The sequence below is a fragment of the Luteimonas flava genome (assembly GCF_036584485.1).
GTDB lineage: Bacteria > Pseudomonadota > Gammaproteobacteria > Xanthomonadales > Xanthomonadaceae > Luteimonas > Luteimonas flava.
Genome location: NZ_JAZHBM010000002.1, coordinates 497847 through 515027 on the forward strand (window position 1 = coordinate 497847; position 17181 = coordinate 515027).

General features: G+C 62.9%; 9 protein-coding genes, 3 tRNA genes and 3 rRNA genes. 7 read left to right on the top strand and 8 right to left on the bottom strand.

The genetic code is table 11. From position 1 onward, the window contains the following. Window positions 1-2: 2 nt before the first annotated feature. The 8 genes from V3391_RS09300 to V3391_RS09335 form a co-directional block, all read right to left on the bottom strand. The gene (locus V3391_RS09300) at window positions 3-899 is read right to left on the bottom strand and encodes a hypothetical protein (RefSeq protein ID WP_332078144.1); all 897 of its coding nucleotides are present in this window, start codon (window positions 897-899) and stop codon (window positions 3-5) included. Window positions 900-964: 65 nt separating this feature from the next. Beyond that, on the bottom strand, window positions 965-2278 hold the full coding sequence (locus V3391_RS09305) for a sensor histidine kinase (RefSeq protein ID WP_425497232.1): 1314 nt from the start codon (window positions 2276-2278) through the stop codon (window positions 965-967). A gap of 1 nt (window position 2279) precedes the next feature. After that, window positions 2280-3620, bottom strand: coding sequence for a sigma-54-dependent transcriptional regulator (locus V3391_RS09310; RefSeq protein WP_332078145.1), 1341 nt, complete (start codon window positions 3618-3620; stop codon window positions 2280-2282). A gap of 93 nt (window positions 3621-3713) precedes the next feature. Continuing rightward, the gene (locus V3391_RS09315) at window positions 3714-4937 is read right to left on the bottom strand and encodes an ABC transporter permease (protein WP_332078146.1); all 1224 of its coding nucleotides are present in this window, start codon (window positions 4935-4937) and stop codon (window positions 3714-3716) included. 23 nt (window positions 4938-4960) lie between these two features. Then, complete coding sequence (locus V3391_RS09320) at window positions 4961-6259, bottom strand: ABC transporter permease (protein WP_332078147.1); 1299 nt, start codon at window positions 6257-6259, stop codon at window positions 4961-4963. An 11-nt stretch (window positions 6260-6270) separates the two neighbouring features. Further along, window positions 6271-6993, bottom strand: a complete 723-nt coding sequence (locus tag V3391_RS09325; protein WP_332078148.1) for an ABC transporter ATP-binding protein — start codon at window positions 6991-6993, stop codon at window positions 6271-6273. Window positions 6994-7041: 48 nt separating this feature from the next. Further along, complete coding sequence (locus tag V3391_RS09330; RefSeq protein WP_332078149.1) at window positions 7042-7242, bottom strand: hypothetical protein; 201 nt, start codon at window positions 7240-7242, stop codon at window positions 7042-7044. A 2-nt stretch (window positions 7243-7244) separates the two neighbouring features. Further along, window positions 7245-8558: an efflux RND transporter periplasmic adaptor subunit gene (locus V3391_RS09335; RefSeq protein ID WP_332078150.1), complete on the bottom strand. Its 1314-nt coding sequence runs from the start codon at window positions 8556-8558 to the stop codon at window positions 7245-7247. Between the two features lie 457 nt (window positions 8559-9015). Between V3391_RS09335 and glmS the strand changes: the two genes are divergently transcribed. The 7 genes from glmS to V3391_RS09370 all read left to right on the top strand — a co-directional run bounded on the left by glmS (window position 9016) and on the right by V3391_RS09370 (window position 17010). Continuing rightward, window positions 9016-10848 (top strand): glutamine--fructose-6-phosphate transaminase (isomerizing), encoded by a 1833-nt coding sequence (gene glmS, locus V3391_RS09340; RefSeq protein WP_332078151.1) that lies wholly within the window; start codon window positions 9016-9018, stop codon window positions 10846-10848. Window positions 10849-11401: 553 nt separating this feature from the next. Continuing rightward, window positions 11402-12946 (top strand): 16S ribosomal RNA (locus V3391_RS09345). A 73-nt stretch (window positions 12947-13019) separates the two neighbouring features. After that, window positions 13020-13096, top strand: a tRNA-Ile gene (locus V3391_RS09350). Window positions 13097-13099: 3 nt separating this feature from the next. Beyond that, a tRNA-Ala gene (locus tag V3391_RS09355) sits at window positions 13100-13175 on the top strand. Between the two features lie 240 nt (window positions 13176-13415). Beyond that, a 23S ribosomal RNA gene (locus V3391_RS09360) occupies window positions 13416-16298 on the top strand. Window positions 16299-16465: 167 nt separating this feature from the next. Further along, window positions 16466-16579 (top strand): 5S ribosomal RNA (gene rrf, locus V3391_RS09365). The 16S, 23S and 5S rRNA genes sit together here with 3 tRNA genes alongside, the layout of an rRNA operon. A gap of 355 nt (window positions 16580-16934) precedes the next feature. Beyond that, a tRNA-Ile gene (locus tag V3391_RS09370) sits at window positions 16935-17010 on the top strand. Window positions 17011-17181 lie beyond the last annotated feature (171 nt).

Genomic DNA, 17181 nt, shown 5'->3' on the forward strand with positions numbered 1-17181 from the left:
CCTCATTCCACGCGGCTGTAGCCGTCCGCGGTTGGCGACCAGCGGTAGAGATCGCCGCCGCGACCGCCGCGCTCGCGCAAACGCAGATCCTGGTGGCCGTGATGCGCGCGCGGTTCGACAATGAGTACGCCGGCCCATTCCTCGATGTCGTGCTCACGGGTACCGTCGTCGTTCCAACTGCCGGCGATGTCGCGATACATCGACATCGCCGCGCCGAACACCTGCTTCAAGGTGTCGCCGCGCAACTCGAACAGATACAGCGCCGAATAGAACGCGCCGCCGCCGGCGTAGCCTTCCGACCAGCCGCCACGCAGACCCAGCGCGGGTGCTCCATTCGACAGACGATAGGCGGCGAGGTCGAAGCGCTCCCAACGTTCGGGGATTGCGGCTGCGCCGGCCTCTTCCATTCGCAGTGGCTGCTCGCCACCCCAGGAGAGCAGCGGCCACGCGATACCGTCGTCGAGTCGCAGGCGCGCGACGAGCTGCGCATCGCCCGCATCGCTGACACGCAACACACCGAGCACCTGCGCGGTGTCCCCGGTCTCGCAACTCGGCTCCGCGGGCGTGCTGCGCGGCGCATCGTCGCCATAGCAGACGAGTGCGACCACATGACCGGGATGCTGCACCCAGCGTCGCGCGCCGAGCAGCACGATGCGGCCGTCTGCGACATCGGGGACCAGCAGCCGACGCAGCATCCCGGCATCGAGGCCGGCCAGCTCGCGGGTGCCGAGATGATCGGGCGCCGGACGACCTTCCATCTGTTCGGCCCAGACGGCCTTTGCTTCCGGACTCGTCAGCAGGCCGGGCACCGCGTCGAGACTCTTCGCGCGTTGTGCGAATGCGGGTGCAGTCGCCAGACACAGCAGAAGCAGCGCGAGCGTGCGGAGTCGGAATCGCATCGGGAATCGCCGCGGAACGGACCTTCGATTCTGCCCGAACGTGGCGCCTGCGACCGGGATGCGGATCAGTCCGGCAACACCAACGACACGCAGAGTCCGCCACCCTCGCGGTTGAGCAGGGCGATGCGGCCGCCGTGCGCTTCGGCGATCTCGCGCGCGAGCGCCAGGCCGAGACCGGTGCCGTTGCGCTTGGTCGAATAGAACGGAAGCAACGCGTTCGCGAGCACCGCCTCGTTCATGCCGGGTCCGCGGTCGAGCACGTCGATGCGCCAGCCGTCCATGGCGCGTCGCAGTCCAAGCGTGACGGCGGCGGGATCGCCATCGGCTTCGTGCGCATTGCGCAGCAGATTCAACAGCGCCTGTTCGACCTGGGCGGCATCGAAGGACGCGGTGAAAGCGTCGTCGATCGGACCGGCATCCACGAACGGGACCTGCGACCGCAGCTGGTCGAGAAACGCGCGCCAGCGGATCGGTTCGCGGCGCGGCGACGGCAGCTTGGCGAAATGCGCATAGCCGCGGATGAAGCCTTCCAGATGCCGCGCGCGCTCTTCGATCGTGCGCAGCGCGTCGGGCAGTCGCGCGGTCTGCCCGCGACGCAGCAGTTCCGCGCCCGAGTGCGCGAGCGAGGCGATGGGCGCCAGCGAGTTGTTGAGTTCGTGGCTGATGACGCGGATGACCTTCTTCCAGGTCTGCACTTCCTGGCGACGCAGTTCAGTCGTCATCTGCCGCAGCAGCAGCAGTTCGTGGCGGCGGCCGTTCAAGCGGAAGTGCCGGCGCGACAGGTGATGGATTTCCTCCGACTCGCCATCGCCGATGGTGAACAGCCCATCGCCGCCGCGTGCGAATGCATCCGCGAGTGCGGGCGGCGCGTCGGCCAGCAGGGCGGAGAACATCTGGCCTTCCAGCTTGCGGCCGCCACCGAGCGCGCGGCGCGCGGCGAGGTTGGCATGCACCACGCGATCGGCGGGATCGAGCAGCAGCATCGCCACCGGCGTGTTCTGCACCATCGTGTCGAGCAGCAGTTCGCGCTGGACGAGCGACAGCCGCTGCGCGCGCAGCGTCTCGCCGAGTTCGTTGTGCGCGGCGACGAGGTCGCCCAGCGCTCCGCGGCCCTGCCACGTCACACCGAAGCCGTAGTCGCTGTCGCGATAGCTCGCGACGGTGCCGGCGAGTGCGCGGAACAGCGCATGCGAGGGCGCGAATGCGCGCTGCAGCAGCCAGACCAGCGACGGCACCGTGCACAGCGTGGCGGCAGCGACCGCAATCCAGGGTGCCCACCAGCGCAGCAGCATCACCGCGATTCCGGCGCCCAATGCGACATGCGCCAGTGCGATCGCCATGACCACAGCCGTCAACGGCAGCCGCTGTTGCCAGCGCATGTCAGTCGCGACGGATGCCGAGGCGGTCGAGGCGCCGGTACAGCGCCTGCCGCGACAGCCCGAGTTCGCTGGCCGCCTGCGCCAGCACACCGCCGCTGCGCGCGAGTGCCGCTTCGATCTCGGCGCGATCCGGCTCGTAGACATCCACGTCGACCGCAGTCACCACGGCGGCCGGCAGGGCGAGATCGCGCGCGTCGATCTGCGACTCGCGCGCCAGCAGTTCGGCGCGCTGGATCACATTGCGCAGTTCGCGCACGTTGCCCGGCCAGCCGTGTTGCAGCAATGCGCGTTCGGCGCCGGCCGACAGCGGCTTGCGACCATCGAGGAAGTGCCTGGCCAAGGGCAGGATGTCGCGCGGACGCAGCGCCAGTGGCGGCAGACGCAGCTCGATGCCGTTGAGGCGGTAGTACAGATCCTCGCGGAACCGGCCGTCGGCGATCATCGCCGGCAGGTCGGCATTGGTCGCGCTGAGCACGCGCACCGTCACGCTGCGCTCGCGATTGCCGCCGAGCCGTTCGAAACGTCCGGTCTCGAGGACGCGCAGCAGCTTGACCTGTCCGGCGGGCGGCAGGGTGCCGACTTCGTCGAGGAACAGCGTGCCGCCATCGGCCGCTTCGAACTTGCCCTCGCGCGCACGCGTCGCACCCGTGTAGGCACCGGCCTCGGCGCCGAACAGTTCGGCCTCGATCAGATCGTGCGGCAGAGCGCCGCAGTTGACCGCGACGAAGGGACCTTCGCGCACGCCGGAGTTGGCATGCAGGATCTCCGCGTATTTTTCCTTGCCCGCGCCGTTGGGTCCGGTGATCAGCACCGGCAGGTTCGAGCGCGCGACCTGCAGCGCCAGCGACAGCGTGGTCTCGCTGGCCGGATCGTCCCAGACCAGGCCGCGCAGATCGCGGCCCTGCGCGAGTGCGTCGCGCCGGCGACGGTCGTCGCGCGTGCGTGCATCCAGCGCCCGGCGCGTCGCGGACAGTTCCAGCAGGGTGTTCACGGTGGCCAGCAGCTTGCCGTCGTCCCACGGCTTGCCGAGGTAATCGGCCGCGCCCGAACGGATCAGTTCGACCGCCGATTCCAGCCGCGTCCACGCGGTCAGCAGCACCACCGGAAGATCGGGATCGAACCGCCGGATCGCGTGGAACAGGGCGATGCCCTCGTCGCCGGACGTGGTGTCGGCATGGAAGTTCATGTCCTGCACGACCAGATCGATGCCGCCTGCCTGCAGCCGGGCGATGCCGGCGTCGGGCGTCGCCGCGTGCTCGCAGGCGATGTCGTGCAACGAGAACAGCACCTCCAGCGCGGTGGCGACGGCGGGGTTGTCGTCGATGACGAGGATCGTGGGCATCAGGTGCTGGATTTCCGAGGGGAGCATGTGGGACCGACAGGCATGGTCGTCGCCGGCTGCGATGGACGCAACCGGCGATGCAGGGGCGCGCACTCAGATGCTGCGCGTCGCCACCGCCGGCGGCACCGAGGCCGCACGCTTGGCCGGCCAGTACACCGCGATCTGGCCGAGCAGCCACAGCACGATGGCGCCGATCGGCAGATACATCAGCGGCAGTCGGCCCAGTTCGTAGCGCGACATCAGCAGCTGGTTGAGACCGTAGGCCAGCAGCATGCCTAGCACGATGCCGATCGTCGCGAGCAGGAAGTTCTCGACCTGGAAATAGCGCAGGATCTGGGTGCGCGTTGCACCGAGCGCGCGGCGGATGCCGATCTGCTTGTTGCGCTGCTGCACCCAGAAGCTGGCCAGGCCCACGATGCCCAGCGCGGTGACCACCAGCAGCGCGATGCACACCACGACCAGCAGCATCGCCATCGCGCGGTCCTCGCGGTAGTACTTCTCGCGCAGGTCGGACATCAGATCCGAGTTGACGGCAACGCGGTTGGGATCGATCTGCTTGAGCGTGGCGACCGCGGCATCGAGTACCTGCCGGCGCTGCGACGGATCGGTCCGGATCACATAGTTCATGCCGTTGGAGTCGTCGCGGATCGGGAACAGCATCGTCGAGTCGACGCTGCCGTTGCTGTCATTGGGCAGGGCCAGCGTCTCGACGACGCCGACGATCCGGATCGGCGCGTTGCCCCAGCTGTAGAACTGCTTGCCGACCGCGTCTTCGCCCGGGAACAGGCGCTCGGCCATCGCCCGGTTGATGATGGCGGCGGGCACGCCGACCCCACCACCTTCGCGCGAGACGTCGCCCATGTCGACGAACTCGTCGGGATTGAACTTGCGTCCGGCGATCAGCTGCAGGCCGAAGGTGTCGATCAGGTCCTCGGTGCCCAGATACGGGGATGCAAGCAGTGTGTTGTTGCGCTGGTCGGCGTTGAGCCGCACGCCGCTGGTCGAACTGCTGTTGCCGTAGGGAATCTGGGTGACCGCGGCGACGTGGCGGACCCCAGGGAGTGCGCGCAGGGCGGCGAGGTCACGCTGGATGCCGGCCTTGCGGTCCACGTCGGCGGTTTCGTCGATGCCGGGCATCTGGATGCGCAGCAATTCGTTCTCGACCGTGCCGCTGGGGCGCGACATGTGGTCGATCCGGCGGTCGATCAGATAGATCGCGTTGCAGATGATCGCGCAGGCGAGCGCGATCTCGATCACGATCAGTGCGGCCGCGGTCTTGTGCCGGCGCAGTGTCGAGAGGATGGGGCGGATGTCCATGGAAGTCCTCGAGAAAGTCTGGGTCACTGCGACTTGAGCTGGATTGCCGGCGTCACCTGCATCGCGCGCCAAGCCGGCAGCAGGCCGGCCAGCAGACTCGCGACGATGGACAGGGCGAAGGTCGTCAGCAGCATCGTCAGGTCGAGCTTGGCGAGCGCGGCGTAGCTGCTCGGGTTCTGGCGCACGGCCCACAGGCCGAGCAGGGCGAGGCCGAGGCCGACCACGCCGCCGGCCACGCCGATCGCGCCGGCCTCGATCAGGAACTGGGCGAAGATCGCGCGGCGCGAGGCACCGAGCGCACGGCGCACACCGATCTCGGATGCACGACGCAGGCTCTTGGCGAGCAGCAGGCCGACGGTGTTGACCAGGCATACCAGCAGGAAGCCGATCGCCAGCCACAGCTGCAGCCGCACGTCGCTGGGCACGACCTGTTTGTGGTCGAGCAGCGTCGGCACGTCGCGCAGACGGATGTTGTTCGGGCGTTCGAACCGCCCCGCCGCGCGCTGCTGGTCGGAATAGCTGTTCAGATAATCGCGATACGCATCCGCGTCCGCGGGCGACCGCAGCTCCACCCAGTACTGCAGCCAGGTGCAGGGCGCGTTGAGCGCATTCGGATCCGTGCCCGAGTCGCCCCAGCAGCTCATGCTGCCCATGCGCGAGAGCTTCTGTTCGATCGCGGCCGAGAACGGCACGAATACCGATTCGAGCGTATTGAACCTGTCCAGCGACAGGTCCCAGAATCGCGGCGTCGGCATCCAAGGGCCGAGCACGCCGATCACGCGGAAGTCGGCACCGTTGACGCGCAACGTCTTGCCGGTGCTGTCGCCACCACCGAAGACTTTCTGGTTGGTCTCGGCCGAGATCACCGCGACACGGGCGCGAGCGGCGTCGTCTTCCGCGGTCCAGGCCCGTCCGTAGGCGAGCGGCACGTCGAACATCGGAAAGAAATCCGCCGAGGTGTAGCGCGCATCGGTGAAGAACGGCGTGCGTGCACCATCCGGCGCGATGGCGACAAAGCCGCCGCTCATCATCGCCTGGCGCGTGCCACGCGCCTCGCGCAGCAGCGTTTCGGCATCGAAGCGCGTGATGTTGGTGTCCGGCTCCTCGCCGGCGACGTAGCCGTCCATGCTGGCTGCATCGAGCTGCACGGCGAACAGGCGATCACTCTTGTCGGGAATCGGGTCGCCCGACAGCACGTGGAACACCGTCAGCGTGGTCATGCTGGCGCCGATGCCCAGCGCGATCGCCAGCACCATCAGGGCGGTGAGCACCTTGCTGTTGCGGAAGCTGCGCAGCGCGAGCTGCAGGTAATAACCGAACATGCCGGATCTCCTCAGGCGTCTGCGGGAACGCGCGATGCGGCCGCGGGCGATGGCGACGCGTGCAGCGCCTGCAGGTCGGTCGCCATGCCGTCGACGATGTGCACGTTGCGGTGCGCGCGCGCCGCGAGCTCGGGATCGTGCGTGACCATCACGATCGTCGTGCCGCGTGCGTTGATGTCCTCGAGCAGCTCCAGCACGCTGCGCGCCATCTGCGAATCGAGGTTGCCCGTGGGTTCGTCGGCGAGCAGCAGACGCGGGCTGCCGGCGAGCGCGCGTGCGATCGCCACGCGTTGCTGCTGACCGCCAGAGAGTTCGGCCGGAAAGTGCTTCATGCGCGAGCCCAGGCCGACCAGCGACAGCGATTCCTCGATGCGCAGGCGGCGATCGGCCGCGGCCATGCCGCGATAGCGCAGTGGCACGTCGACGTTGTCGAACAGATTGAGATCGGGAATCAGGTTGAAGCCCTGGAAGATAAAACCGATCTTCTCGTTGCGCAGCTTCGAACGTGCATCGTCGTTGAGCCCGCGCACCTCGACACCGTCGATCCGGTACTCGCCGCCGGTGAAGGTTTCCAGCAGGCCGGCGATGTTGAGGAAGGTCGTCTTGCCGGAGCCGGACGGACCGGTGACGGCGACGAACTCGCCTTCGGCGACATGCAGATCGAGCGAGCGCAACGCATGGGTTTCGACGAGTTCGGTGCGGTAGACCTTGGCGACCTGGCGCATGTCGAGCATGGGAATGTGTCCTGTGACGTGAGACTGGGAAGAGAAGGCGCGTCGCGCTCAGCGGACGCGGAACAGGGTCGGCAGGCCGTGGTCGGCGATGCGCCGGCGTGTGCGTGCGAAGGCGGGCATGCGCGTGCCGGGCGACATGTCGGCGGGAATGCCGGCCTCGAAGACAGACGACAACCGGCGCGGTACGGCGCTGGCGAGTTCGTCGGCGGTCCAGGCGACGGGAAACGGGCCATCGATGCGTGTGTGCATGATCAGAGTCCGGAGATGCGGATGCGGTCCGCGTTGTCGAAGAGATCGGTACCGGCGACGACGACGCGCTCGCCGGGTTGCAGGCCTTCGACGATTTCCACCGCCGACAGGCTGCTGGCGCCGGCCGTGATCGGCCTGCGTACCGCCGTGTTGCCATCCATCACATACGCCGCGCTGCCGCCCTCCTGATCGAGGAAGGGACCGCGCGCGACCATCAGCACGTCCTTGCGGGTGTCGAGCAGGATGCGTGCGGTCAGGCGCTGGCTCTGGCGCAGGCCCGGCGGCTGGCTGTTCTCGTCGAAGCGCAGGCGCGCGACGACTTCGCCGTTGACCACTTCGGGCGAGACCGCCGACACCTTCGCCGGATACGTGGTACCGACACTGCGCAGTTCGGCCGGCATGCCGATCTCCAGATCGCGCGCGAAGCTTTCCGGCACCTTGATCTCGACCTCGAACACCGACAGGTCGACGACCGAGAGCACCGGCGCGTTCGCAGCGACGTTGCTGCTCTGCACTGCCTGCACCTGGCCGACGATGCCGTCGAAGGGTGCGCGCAAGGTCAGCGCATCGACCTGGCGACGCATTTCCATCACCACACTGCGCTGGCGCTCGGCGACGAGTTGCTTGTTGCGCGTGTCCAGCCCCGCGCCGCGGCCCTGCAGGCCGAGATCCTCGGTCGCGGACGCCACGCCGATCTCTGTCTTCTGCAACGTGTCCTGCGCGCGTGCCAGATCGACCTGCGCGACCGCGCCACCTTCATAGGCGCGCTGATAGCGCTGCAGATCGCGCTCCGCTGCGGTGCGGTCGATCTGCGCCTGGTCGAGCACCTTGCGCGCTTCGGCGCGGCGCAACTGCGCATCGAGCGCCGCGCGTCCGGCCTCGGCTTCGTAACCGGCCAGCGTCGCTTCTTCCTGCGCCAGCTTGCTGCGCAGCTCCGGGCTGTCGATCTCGGCCAGCGCCTGGCCCTTCTCGACGCGGTCGCCTGCGACCACTTTCAGGGTCAGCGTGCCGCCGGAGATCGCATAGAGCGTCGGGCTGTTGGCGGCGATGACCCGGCCCTCGGCCGCGATGTCGCGGACCAGATCGCCGCGGGTCACATCGGCGAAGCGCAGGCGCTGCGCATCGACCGACTGCGCGCCCGAGGCCCAGCCGGTGAGCAACCAAGCGACAGCGCCGATCAGCAGCAGGCCCGCGACACCGCCGATCAGCCAGGGGCGGCGGCGCGAAGTGCCCGAGCGCGCATGGACGGTGTCCTGCCCGGCGGTGTCGCGGATGCCGGCAGGGCGGGGGGGCGTATTGGACGGGGTGTTGGACATGCGGACGATCTCTTGCGGATACGCCCTGTAAAGCAGATGCCGTGCCAATCTCAAGCTATTGATTTAGATGGATTAATTTCCCCCGTCCGGCGTCCGCACGCCGTCCGGACGTCCGCGGCGGACGGCGGACCGCGAGAATCGAGCGTCGAGGAGTCGCGTCTGTGGGTGTCGGGAGTCCGGAGAGGGGCTGGAGTACCAAGACGCCGTCTGCACGGGTGGCCGCCCTTTGCTGCGCACGTCGTGCAAAAAGTCGGCACCGCTGCGTAGCCCTTCGCGCAAAGACCTCCAAACCGCGGCGCTGTTCTTCTTGGATTCGGGGGGGGGGGGGGGGCGGGCAGGAAACCGGGCCGCCGATATCGGCCGAGAGCTCCATGCGCTGAACGTCCTGGATATCGCCATGAAGCGGCAGCGGGCTGCGCCGCTAGAATGGCGAGCTCAACAGATAGGAGCTGGCCGGATGTGCGGAATCGTCGGTGCGATCGCGGGGCGTGATGTAGTGCCCGTCCTCGTGGAAGGACTCAAGCGGCTGGAGTACCGCGGCTACGATTCGGCGGGTATTGCGGTTGTGACCGACGACATAGTCCGTCGCGTCCGCCGTACCGGCCGCGTCGCGGAAATGGAAGCGGCGGCCGCTGCCGACGGTCTGCAGGCCGAACTCGGGATTGGTCATACGCGCTGGGCGACGCACGGCGGGGTGACAGAGATCAATGCGCATCCGCACATCAGTCACGACAGCCTCGCACTGGTGCACAACGGCATTATCGAGAACCACGAGTCGCAGCGCGAACGGCTCATCGCACTCGGCTACGTATTCGAATCGCAGACCGATACCGAAGTCATCGCGCACCTGATCCATCACCACCAGTCGCAGGGTCTCGATCTGCTGGCCGCGCTGCAGGCGTCGGTCCGGGGGCTCGAAGGTGCGTATGCGCTGGCCGTGATCGACAAGGGCGATCCCGATCGCATGGTCGTCGCGCGCATGGGCTGTCCGCTGCTGGTGGGCCTGGGCGAGGGCGAGAACTTCGTCGCCTCCGACGTCTCGGCGATCCTGCAGGCGACGCGCCGTGTGATCTTCCTCGAAGAAGGCGATACCGCCGTCCTCACCCGTGCCGCGGTGCAGGTCTACGACGGCAATGGCGACAACGTCACTCGCGATGAACACCTGTCGGACGTCTCGCTGGCGTCGCTCGAGCTCGGTCCCTACCGCCACTTCATGCAGAAGGAAATCCACGAGCAGCCGCGCGCGCTGGCCGACACCATCGAGGCGATCATCGATGCAGCGGCGTTCGAGCCCACGCTGTTCGGCAAGGATGCGGGCGATGTGCTGCGCGAAGTGGAAGGCGTGCAGATCCTGGCCTGCGGTACCAGCTTCTATGCGGGATCCGTCGCGCGTTACTGGATCGAAGCGATCAGCGGCCTGCCGTGTTCGGTCGAGATCGCCAGCGAGTACCGCTATCGCAGCGCGGTCGCCAATCCGAAGCATCTGATCGTCACGATCTCGCAATCGGGCGAAACGCTCGACACGATGGAAGCGCTGAAGTACGCGAAGTCGCTGGGCCATACGCGCACGCTGTCGATCTGCAACGTGCCCGAGAGCGCGATTCCGCGCGCCAGCGGCCTGGTCTTCTACACCCGCGCCGGCGCTGAGATCGGCGTGGCGTCGACCAAGGCGTTCACCACGCAGCTCGTCGGCCTGTTCGCGCTCGCAGTGACGTTGGCCAAGCTCAATGGTCGCCTCGATCCGGCGCAGGAAGCCGGCTACATCGAGGATCTGCGCCAGTTGCCGGGCAGCGTGCAGCACGCGCTCAATCTTGAGCCGCAGATTACATCCTGGGCGGAGAAGTTCACGCCCAGGCACCACGCGCTGTTCCTGGGCCGGGGCGTGCATTACCCGATCGCGCTGGAAGGCGCGCTCAAGCTCAAGGAGATCTCCTACATCCACGCCGAGGCGTATCCGGCGGGCGAACTCAAGCATGGCCCGCTGGCGCTGGTGGATGCGGAGATGCCCGTCGTCGTGATCGCGCCGAAGGATGCGCTGCTGGAGAAGGTGAAGTCGAACATGCAGGAAGTGCGCGCCCGCGGCGGCGAACTGTTCGTGTTCACCGATGCAGACAGCAACTTCAGCGCCTCCGAGGGCGTGCACGTGATTCGCACGCCGCGGCACGTCGGCGTGTTGAGTCCGATCGTCCATACCATCCCCGTGCAGCTGCTGGCGTATCACACGGCCCTGTCGCGGGGCACCGATGTCGACAAGCCCCGTAACCTGGCGAAGTCCGTCACCGTCGAATAGCGCCATTGCGGGCGTCGCCCTGAACAGGTGGCGCTGTTTAACGGTCTGATACGGAAATCCGTGTCAGCCTCTTTTCAAACCGGTTTCATCTATGCATAATTCGCGCCCCGCACGGCGGGCTGCTCTACGGAGCGGCGGGCCAAGCGGGATGAGAACGACAACAGCCTTCACGCGGTGTTGACAGACTCGAAAGTCGCGGTAACATGTGCGGCTCGCTTCAACGAAACGCCTTCGGGCCGGACGGGGAAGCCGCTTCAAAGTCACCCTCGACGAGGTGTTGACGGCAGCAAAAACCGCGCTATCATGGGCGGCTCGCTTCGGAGGAAACGACGAAGCAGTGGGAAGCAGGCGCTGAGGCCGCTTCCGCAGATCTTTGACAGTGTGCGCAGGATACTTATGCGGACGTCTGGCTGGTGGCGTGAGTCCATTAGCAGACGTTCTAGAAAGAGCAAGAAAGATTCAAAAGCATGCAAATGCTGGTGAGTAGTTCGAGTTCTGGAAAAGACATCTGCACTCGAAGCATTAGATGTCACTTCGGTGATGTCGAAACATTTAAGTGAAGAGTTTGATCCTGGCTCAGAGTGAACGCTGGCGGCAGGCCTAACACATGCAAGTCGAACGGCAGCACAGAGGAGCTTGCTCCTTGGGTGGCGAGTGGCGGACGGGTGAGGAATACATCGGAATCTGCCTATTTGTGGGGGATAACGTAGGGAAACTTACGCTAATACCGCATACGACCTACGGGTGAAAGCGGAGGACCTTCGGGCTTCGCGCAGATAGATGAGCCGATGTCGGATTAGCTAGTTGGCGGGGTAAAGGCCCACCAAGGCGACGATCCGTAGCTGGTCTGAGAGGATGATCAGCCACACTGGAACTGAGACACGGTCCAGACTCCTACGGGAGGCAGCAGTGGGGAATATTGGACAATGGGCGCAAGCCTGATCCAGCCATGCCGCGTGGGTGAAGAAGGCCTTCGGGTTGTAAAGCCCTTTTGTTGGGAAAGAAAAGCAGTCGGTTAATACCCGATTGTTCTGACGGTACCCAAAGAATAAGCACCGGCTAACTTCGTGCCAGCAGCCGCGGTAATACGAAGGGTGCAAGCGTTACTCGGAATTACTGGGCGTAAAGCGTGCGTAGGTGGTTTGTTAAGTCTGATGTGAAAGCCCTGGGCTCAACCTGGGAATTGCATTGGATACTGGCAGGCTAGAGTGCGGTAGAGGGTAGTGGAATTCCCGGTGTAGCAGTGAAATGCGTAGAGATCGGGAGGAACATCCGTGGCGAAGGCGACTACCTGGACCAGCACTGACACTGAGGCACGAAAGCGTGGGGAGCAAACAGGATTAGATACCCTGGTAGTCCACGCCCTAAACGATGCGAACTGGATGTTGGGTTCAACTAGGAACTCAGTATCGAAGCTAACGCGTTAAGTTCGCCGCCTGGGGAGTACGGTCGCAAGACTGAAACTCAAAGGAATTGACGGGGGCCCGCACAAGCGGTGGAGTATGTGGTTTAATTCGATGCAACGCGAAGAACCTTACCTGGCCTTGACATGCACGGAACTTTCCAGAGATGGATTGGTGCCTTCGGGAACCGTGACACAGGTGCTGCATGGCTGTCGTCAGCTCGTGTCGTGAGATGTTGGGTTAAGTCCCGCAACGAGCGCAACCCTTGTCCTTAGTTGCCAGCACGTAATGGTGGGAACTCTAAGGAGACCGCCGGTGACAAACCGGAGGAAGGTGGGGATGACGTCAAGTCATCATGGCCCTTACGGCCAGGGCTACACACGTACTACAATGGGAAGGACAGAGGGCTGCAAACCCGCGAGGGCAAGCCAATCCCAGAAACCTTCTCTCAGTCCGGATCGGAGTCTGCAACTCGACTCCGTGAAGTCGGAATCGCTAGTAATCGCAGATCAGCATTGCTGCGGTGAATACGTTCCCGGGCCTTGTACACACCGCCCGTCACACCATGGGAGTTTGTTGCACCAGAAGCAGGTAGCTTAACCTTCGGGAGGGCGCTTGCCACGGTGTGGCCGATGACTGGGGTGAAGTCGTAACAAGGTAGCCGTATCGGAAGGTGCGGCTGGATCACCTCCTTTAGAGACAAGACCACGTGACTTGTCCAGGCGTCCTCATAAGTAACCTGCACGATTGGTAATCAAAAGCAAGACTGGGTCTGTAGCTCAGGTGGTTAGAGCGCACCCCTGATAAGGGTGAGGCCGGTGGTTCGAGTCCTCCCAGACCCACCACATGGGGCCTTAGCTCAGCTGGGAGAGCACCTGCTTTGCAAGCAGGGGGTCGTCGGTTCGATCCCGACAGGCTCCACCATTCTTGATGATGATTCACCGATCGCTGCGCACACATCAGATTTGAATGTCGACAGGCACTGTGGCCTGACGACAGTTCTTTGAAAAATAGGGAAGTAGCGAGCGTCTGAGACAAGAACTCATACGTGTCGTGTGGCTAAGGCGGGGACCTCGAGTCCCTAGTAAATTGAGTCGTTATATTTGCGTCGATGCTTTGTACCCATCGACAGAAGTATGGCTCCGAGGCAACTTGGGGTTATATGGTCAAGCGAATAAGCGCACACGGTGGATGCCTTGGCGGTCAGAGGCGATGAAGGACGTGGTAGCCTGCGAAAAGTATCGGGGAGCTGGCAACAAGCTTTGATCCGGTAATGTCCGAATGGGGAAACCCACCTCCTAGGAGGTATCGTGCAGTGAATACATAGCTGTACGAGGCGAACGCGGTGAACTGAAATATCTAAGTAACCGTAGGAAAAGAAATCAACCGAGATTCCCTGAGTAGTGACGAGCGAACGGGGAACAGCCCAAAAGTCGATATGGTTCTAGCAAAACGGTCCTGGAAAGACCGGCCATAGAAGGTGATAGCCCTGTATGCGAAAGGGCCATGTCGATGAAAAATGAGTAGGGCGGGGCACGAGAAACCCTGTCTGAACATGGGGGGACCATCCTCCAAGGCTAAATACTCCTGACCGACCGATAGTGAACCAGTACCGTGAGGGAAAGGCGAAAAGAACCCCGGAGAGGGGAGTGAAATAGACCCTGAAACCGTGTGCGTACAAGCAGTAGGAGCCTCGCAAGAGGTGACTGCGTACCTTTTGTATAATGGGTCAGCGACTTATTGTTCGTGGCAAGCTTAACCGTATAGGGGAGGCGAAGGGAAACCGAGTCTGATAAGGGCGCATAGTCGCGGGCAATAGACCCGAAACCGGGTGATCTAGTCATGCCCAGGATGAAGGTTGAGTAACATCAACTGGAGGTCCGAACCCACTCCCGTTGCAAAGGTAGGGGATGAGGTGTGATTAGGAGTGAAAAGCTAATCGAACCCGGAGATAGCTGGTTCTCCTCGAAAGCTATTTAGGTAGCGCCTCATGTGAATCTTCTTGGGGGTAGAGCACTGTTATGGCTAGGGGGTCATTGCGACTTACCAAACCATTGCAAACTCCGAATACCAAGACAGACTGCATGGGAGACACACGGCGGGTGCTAACGTCCGTCGTGAAAAGGGAAACAACCCAGACCCACAGCTAAGGTCCCAAATTATCACTAAGTGGGAAACGATGTGGAAAGGCACAGACAGCCAGGAGGTTGGCTTAGAAGCAGCCACCCTTTAAAGAAAGCGTAATAGCTCACTGGTCGAGTCGGTCTGCGCGGAAGATTTAACGGGGCTAAGTGATAAACCGAAGCTTGGGGTGCACAACTTCGTTGTGCGCGGTAGAGGAGCGTTCCGTAAGCCGTCGAAGGCAGATTGAGAAGTCTGCTGGAGGTATCGGAAGTGCGAATGCTGACATGAGTAACGATAATGGGGGTGAAAAGCCTCCACGCCGAAAGCCCAAGGTTTCCTTGCGCAACGTTAATCGACGCAGGGTGAGTCGGCCCCTAAGGCGAGGCAGAAATGCGTAGTCGATGGGAAGCTGGTTAATATTCCAGCACCTCGCATAAGTGCGATGGGGGGACGGAGAAGGTTAGGTCTACCAGGCGTTGGTTGTCCTGGAGAAAGGCGGTAGGAGTGGGTCTTAGGCAAATCCGGGACCCTTTAACTCCGAGCACCGAGACGAGCTCATTAGAGCGAAGTGACTGATACCACGCTTCCAGGAAAAGCCCCTAAGCTTCAGCTTATGCAGACCGTACCGTAAACCGACACAGGTGGGTAGGAAGAGAATTCTAAGGCGCTTGAGAGAACTCGGGTGAAGGAACTAGGCAACATAGCACCGTAACTTCGGGAGAAGGTGCGCCCTTGATCGTGGCCCATGCGGGCTACAGCGATCGGGGGCCGCAGTGACCAGGCCGCTGCGACTGTTTATCAAAAACACAGGACTCTGCAAACACGAAAGTGGACGTATAGGGTCTGACGCCTGCCCGGTGCCGGAAGGTTAATTGATGGGGTCAGCCGCAAGGCGAAGCTCTTGATCGAAGCCCCGGTAAACGGCGGCCGTAACTATAACGGTCCTAAGGTAGCGAAATTCCTTGTCGGGTAAGTTCCGACCTGCACGAATGGCGTAACGATGGCGGCGCTGTCTCCACCCGAGACTCAGTGAAATTGAAATCGCTGTGAAGATGCAGCGTTCCCGTGGCAAGACGGAAAGACCCCGTGAACCTTTACTATAGCTTTACATTGAACGTTGAGTTCGTCTGTGTAGGATAGGTGGGAGGCTTTGAAACCATGGCGCTAGCTGTGGTGGAGCCAACCTTGAAATACCACCCTGTCGTGCTTGACGTTCTAACCTAGGTCCGTTATCCGGATCGGGGACCATGTATGGTGGGTAGTTTGACTGGGGCGGTCTCCTCCCAAAGAGTAACGGAGGAGCTCGAAGGTACGCTCAGCGCGGTCGGACATCGCGCACTGTGTGCAAAGGCATAAGCGTGCTTGACTGCGAGATCGACGGATCAAGCAGGTAGGAAACTAGGACTTAGTGATCCGGTGGTTCTGTATGGAAGGGCCATCGCTCAACGGATAAAAGGTACTCCGGGGATAACAGGCTGATACCGCCCAAGAGTTCATATCGACGGCGGTGTTTGGCACCTCGATGTCGGCTCATCACATCCTGGGGCTGTAGTCGGTCCCAAGGGTATGGCTGTTCGCCATTTAAAGTGGTACGCGAGCTGGGTTCAGAACGTCGTGAGACAGTTCGGTCCCTATCTGCCATGGGCGTTGGAGATTTGAGAGGGGCTGCTCCTAGTACGAGAGGACCGGAGTGGACGAACCTCTGGTGTTCCGGTTGTCACGCCAGTGGCACTGCCGGGTAGCTATGTTCGGAAGCGATACCCGCTGAAAGCATCTAAGCGGGAAGCGCGCCTCAAGATGAGATCTCCCGGGAGCTTGACTCCCCTGAAGGAACCATCAAGACCAGGTGGTTGATAGGCTGGGTGTGTAAGCACAGTAATGTGTTGAGCTAACCAGTACTAATGATCCGTGTGGCTTGACCATATAACCTCAAGTTGCTTCTACCGAAGCATCCTTGGCCAACGACACGAATGAGTCGTCAAAAATGTTCGCTACTTCCCAACCTCTGAGAGCGTGAGCGCTGTCAGTCCCACTTTCGATCGCATCCCTGCGACCGATCACCGGACCGACCTGCGACCCTCCACCCTCTCCCTGGTGACTATAGCTGTATGGAACCACCCGATCCCATTCCGAACTCGGAAGTGAAACGTACATGCGCCGATGGTAGTGTGCATCTAGCATGCGAGAGTAGGTCATCGCCAGGGTTTTTACCCAAAACCCCCGCCGGTTCTCCGGCGGGGGTTTTTCTTTGCATGACATTTGACGATGGCGCGAGAGAATGTGGGAAAGTCAGGACGTTAGAAAGTCAGTAAGTCGGGAAGTCTGGCGCTGAGGCGTGGCCGCCTGGATTCAGTCGGCAAGTGCCGAGAGATAATCGGGAGCGAAGTGATCCGATGAGATCAGACGCGAGCGACAATTCGGCTGTGGGAACGCGCGCCTTCGTGCATGACATCGCGCACTGATCCCTTGTCTGGCGTCGGCGTTGCGCAGATCCAGTGCTGCTGTACCGGATCCCGGCATTCCGATTGTGTCGGGCGACTTGTTACGATTGTCGGCCGCGGGCCTATAGCTCAATGGTTAGAGCAGAGGACTCATAATCCTTTGGTTCCAGGTTCGAGTCCTGGTGGGCCCACCATCTACAATACGCAAGCGCGATTGGCTGGGCGGGCGATGGTCCGGTTCTCCGCTCCGGCACGCACGTACTGTTGAGGCAATCCGCAGGTCTAGGGCGGGGGAACTGGTCGCCATGCCGCGCGAGGGATTCCAATCCTGACTAAGCGCTCTTGATGCCACGACCACGATGCAT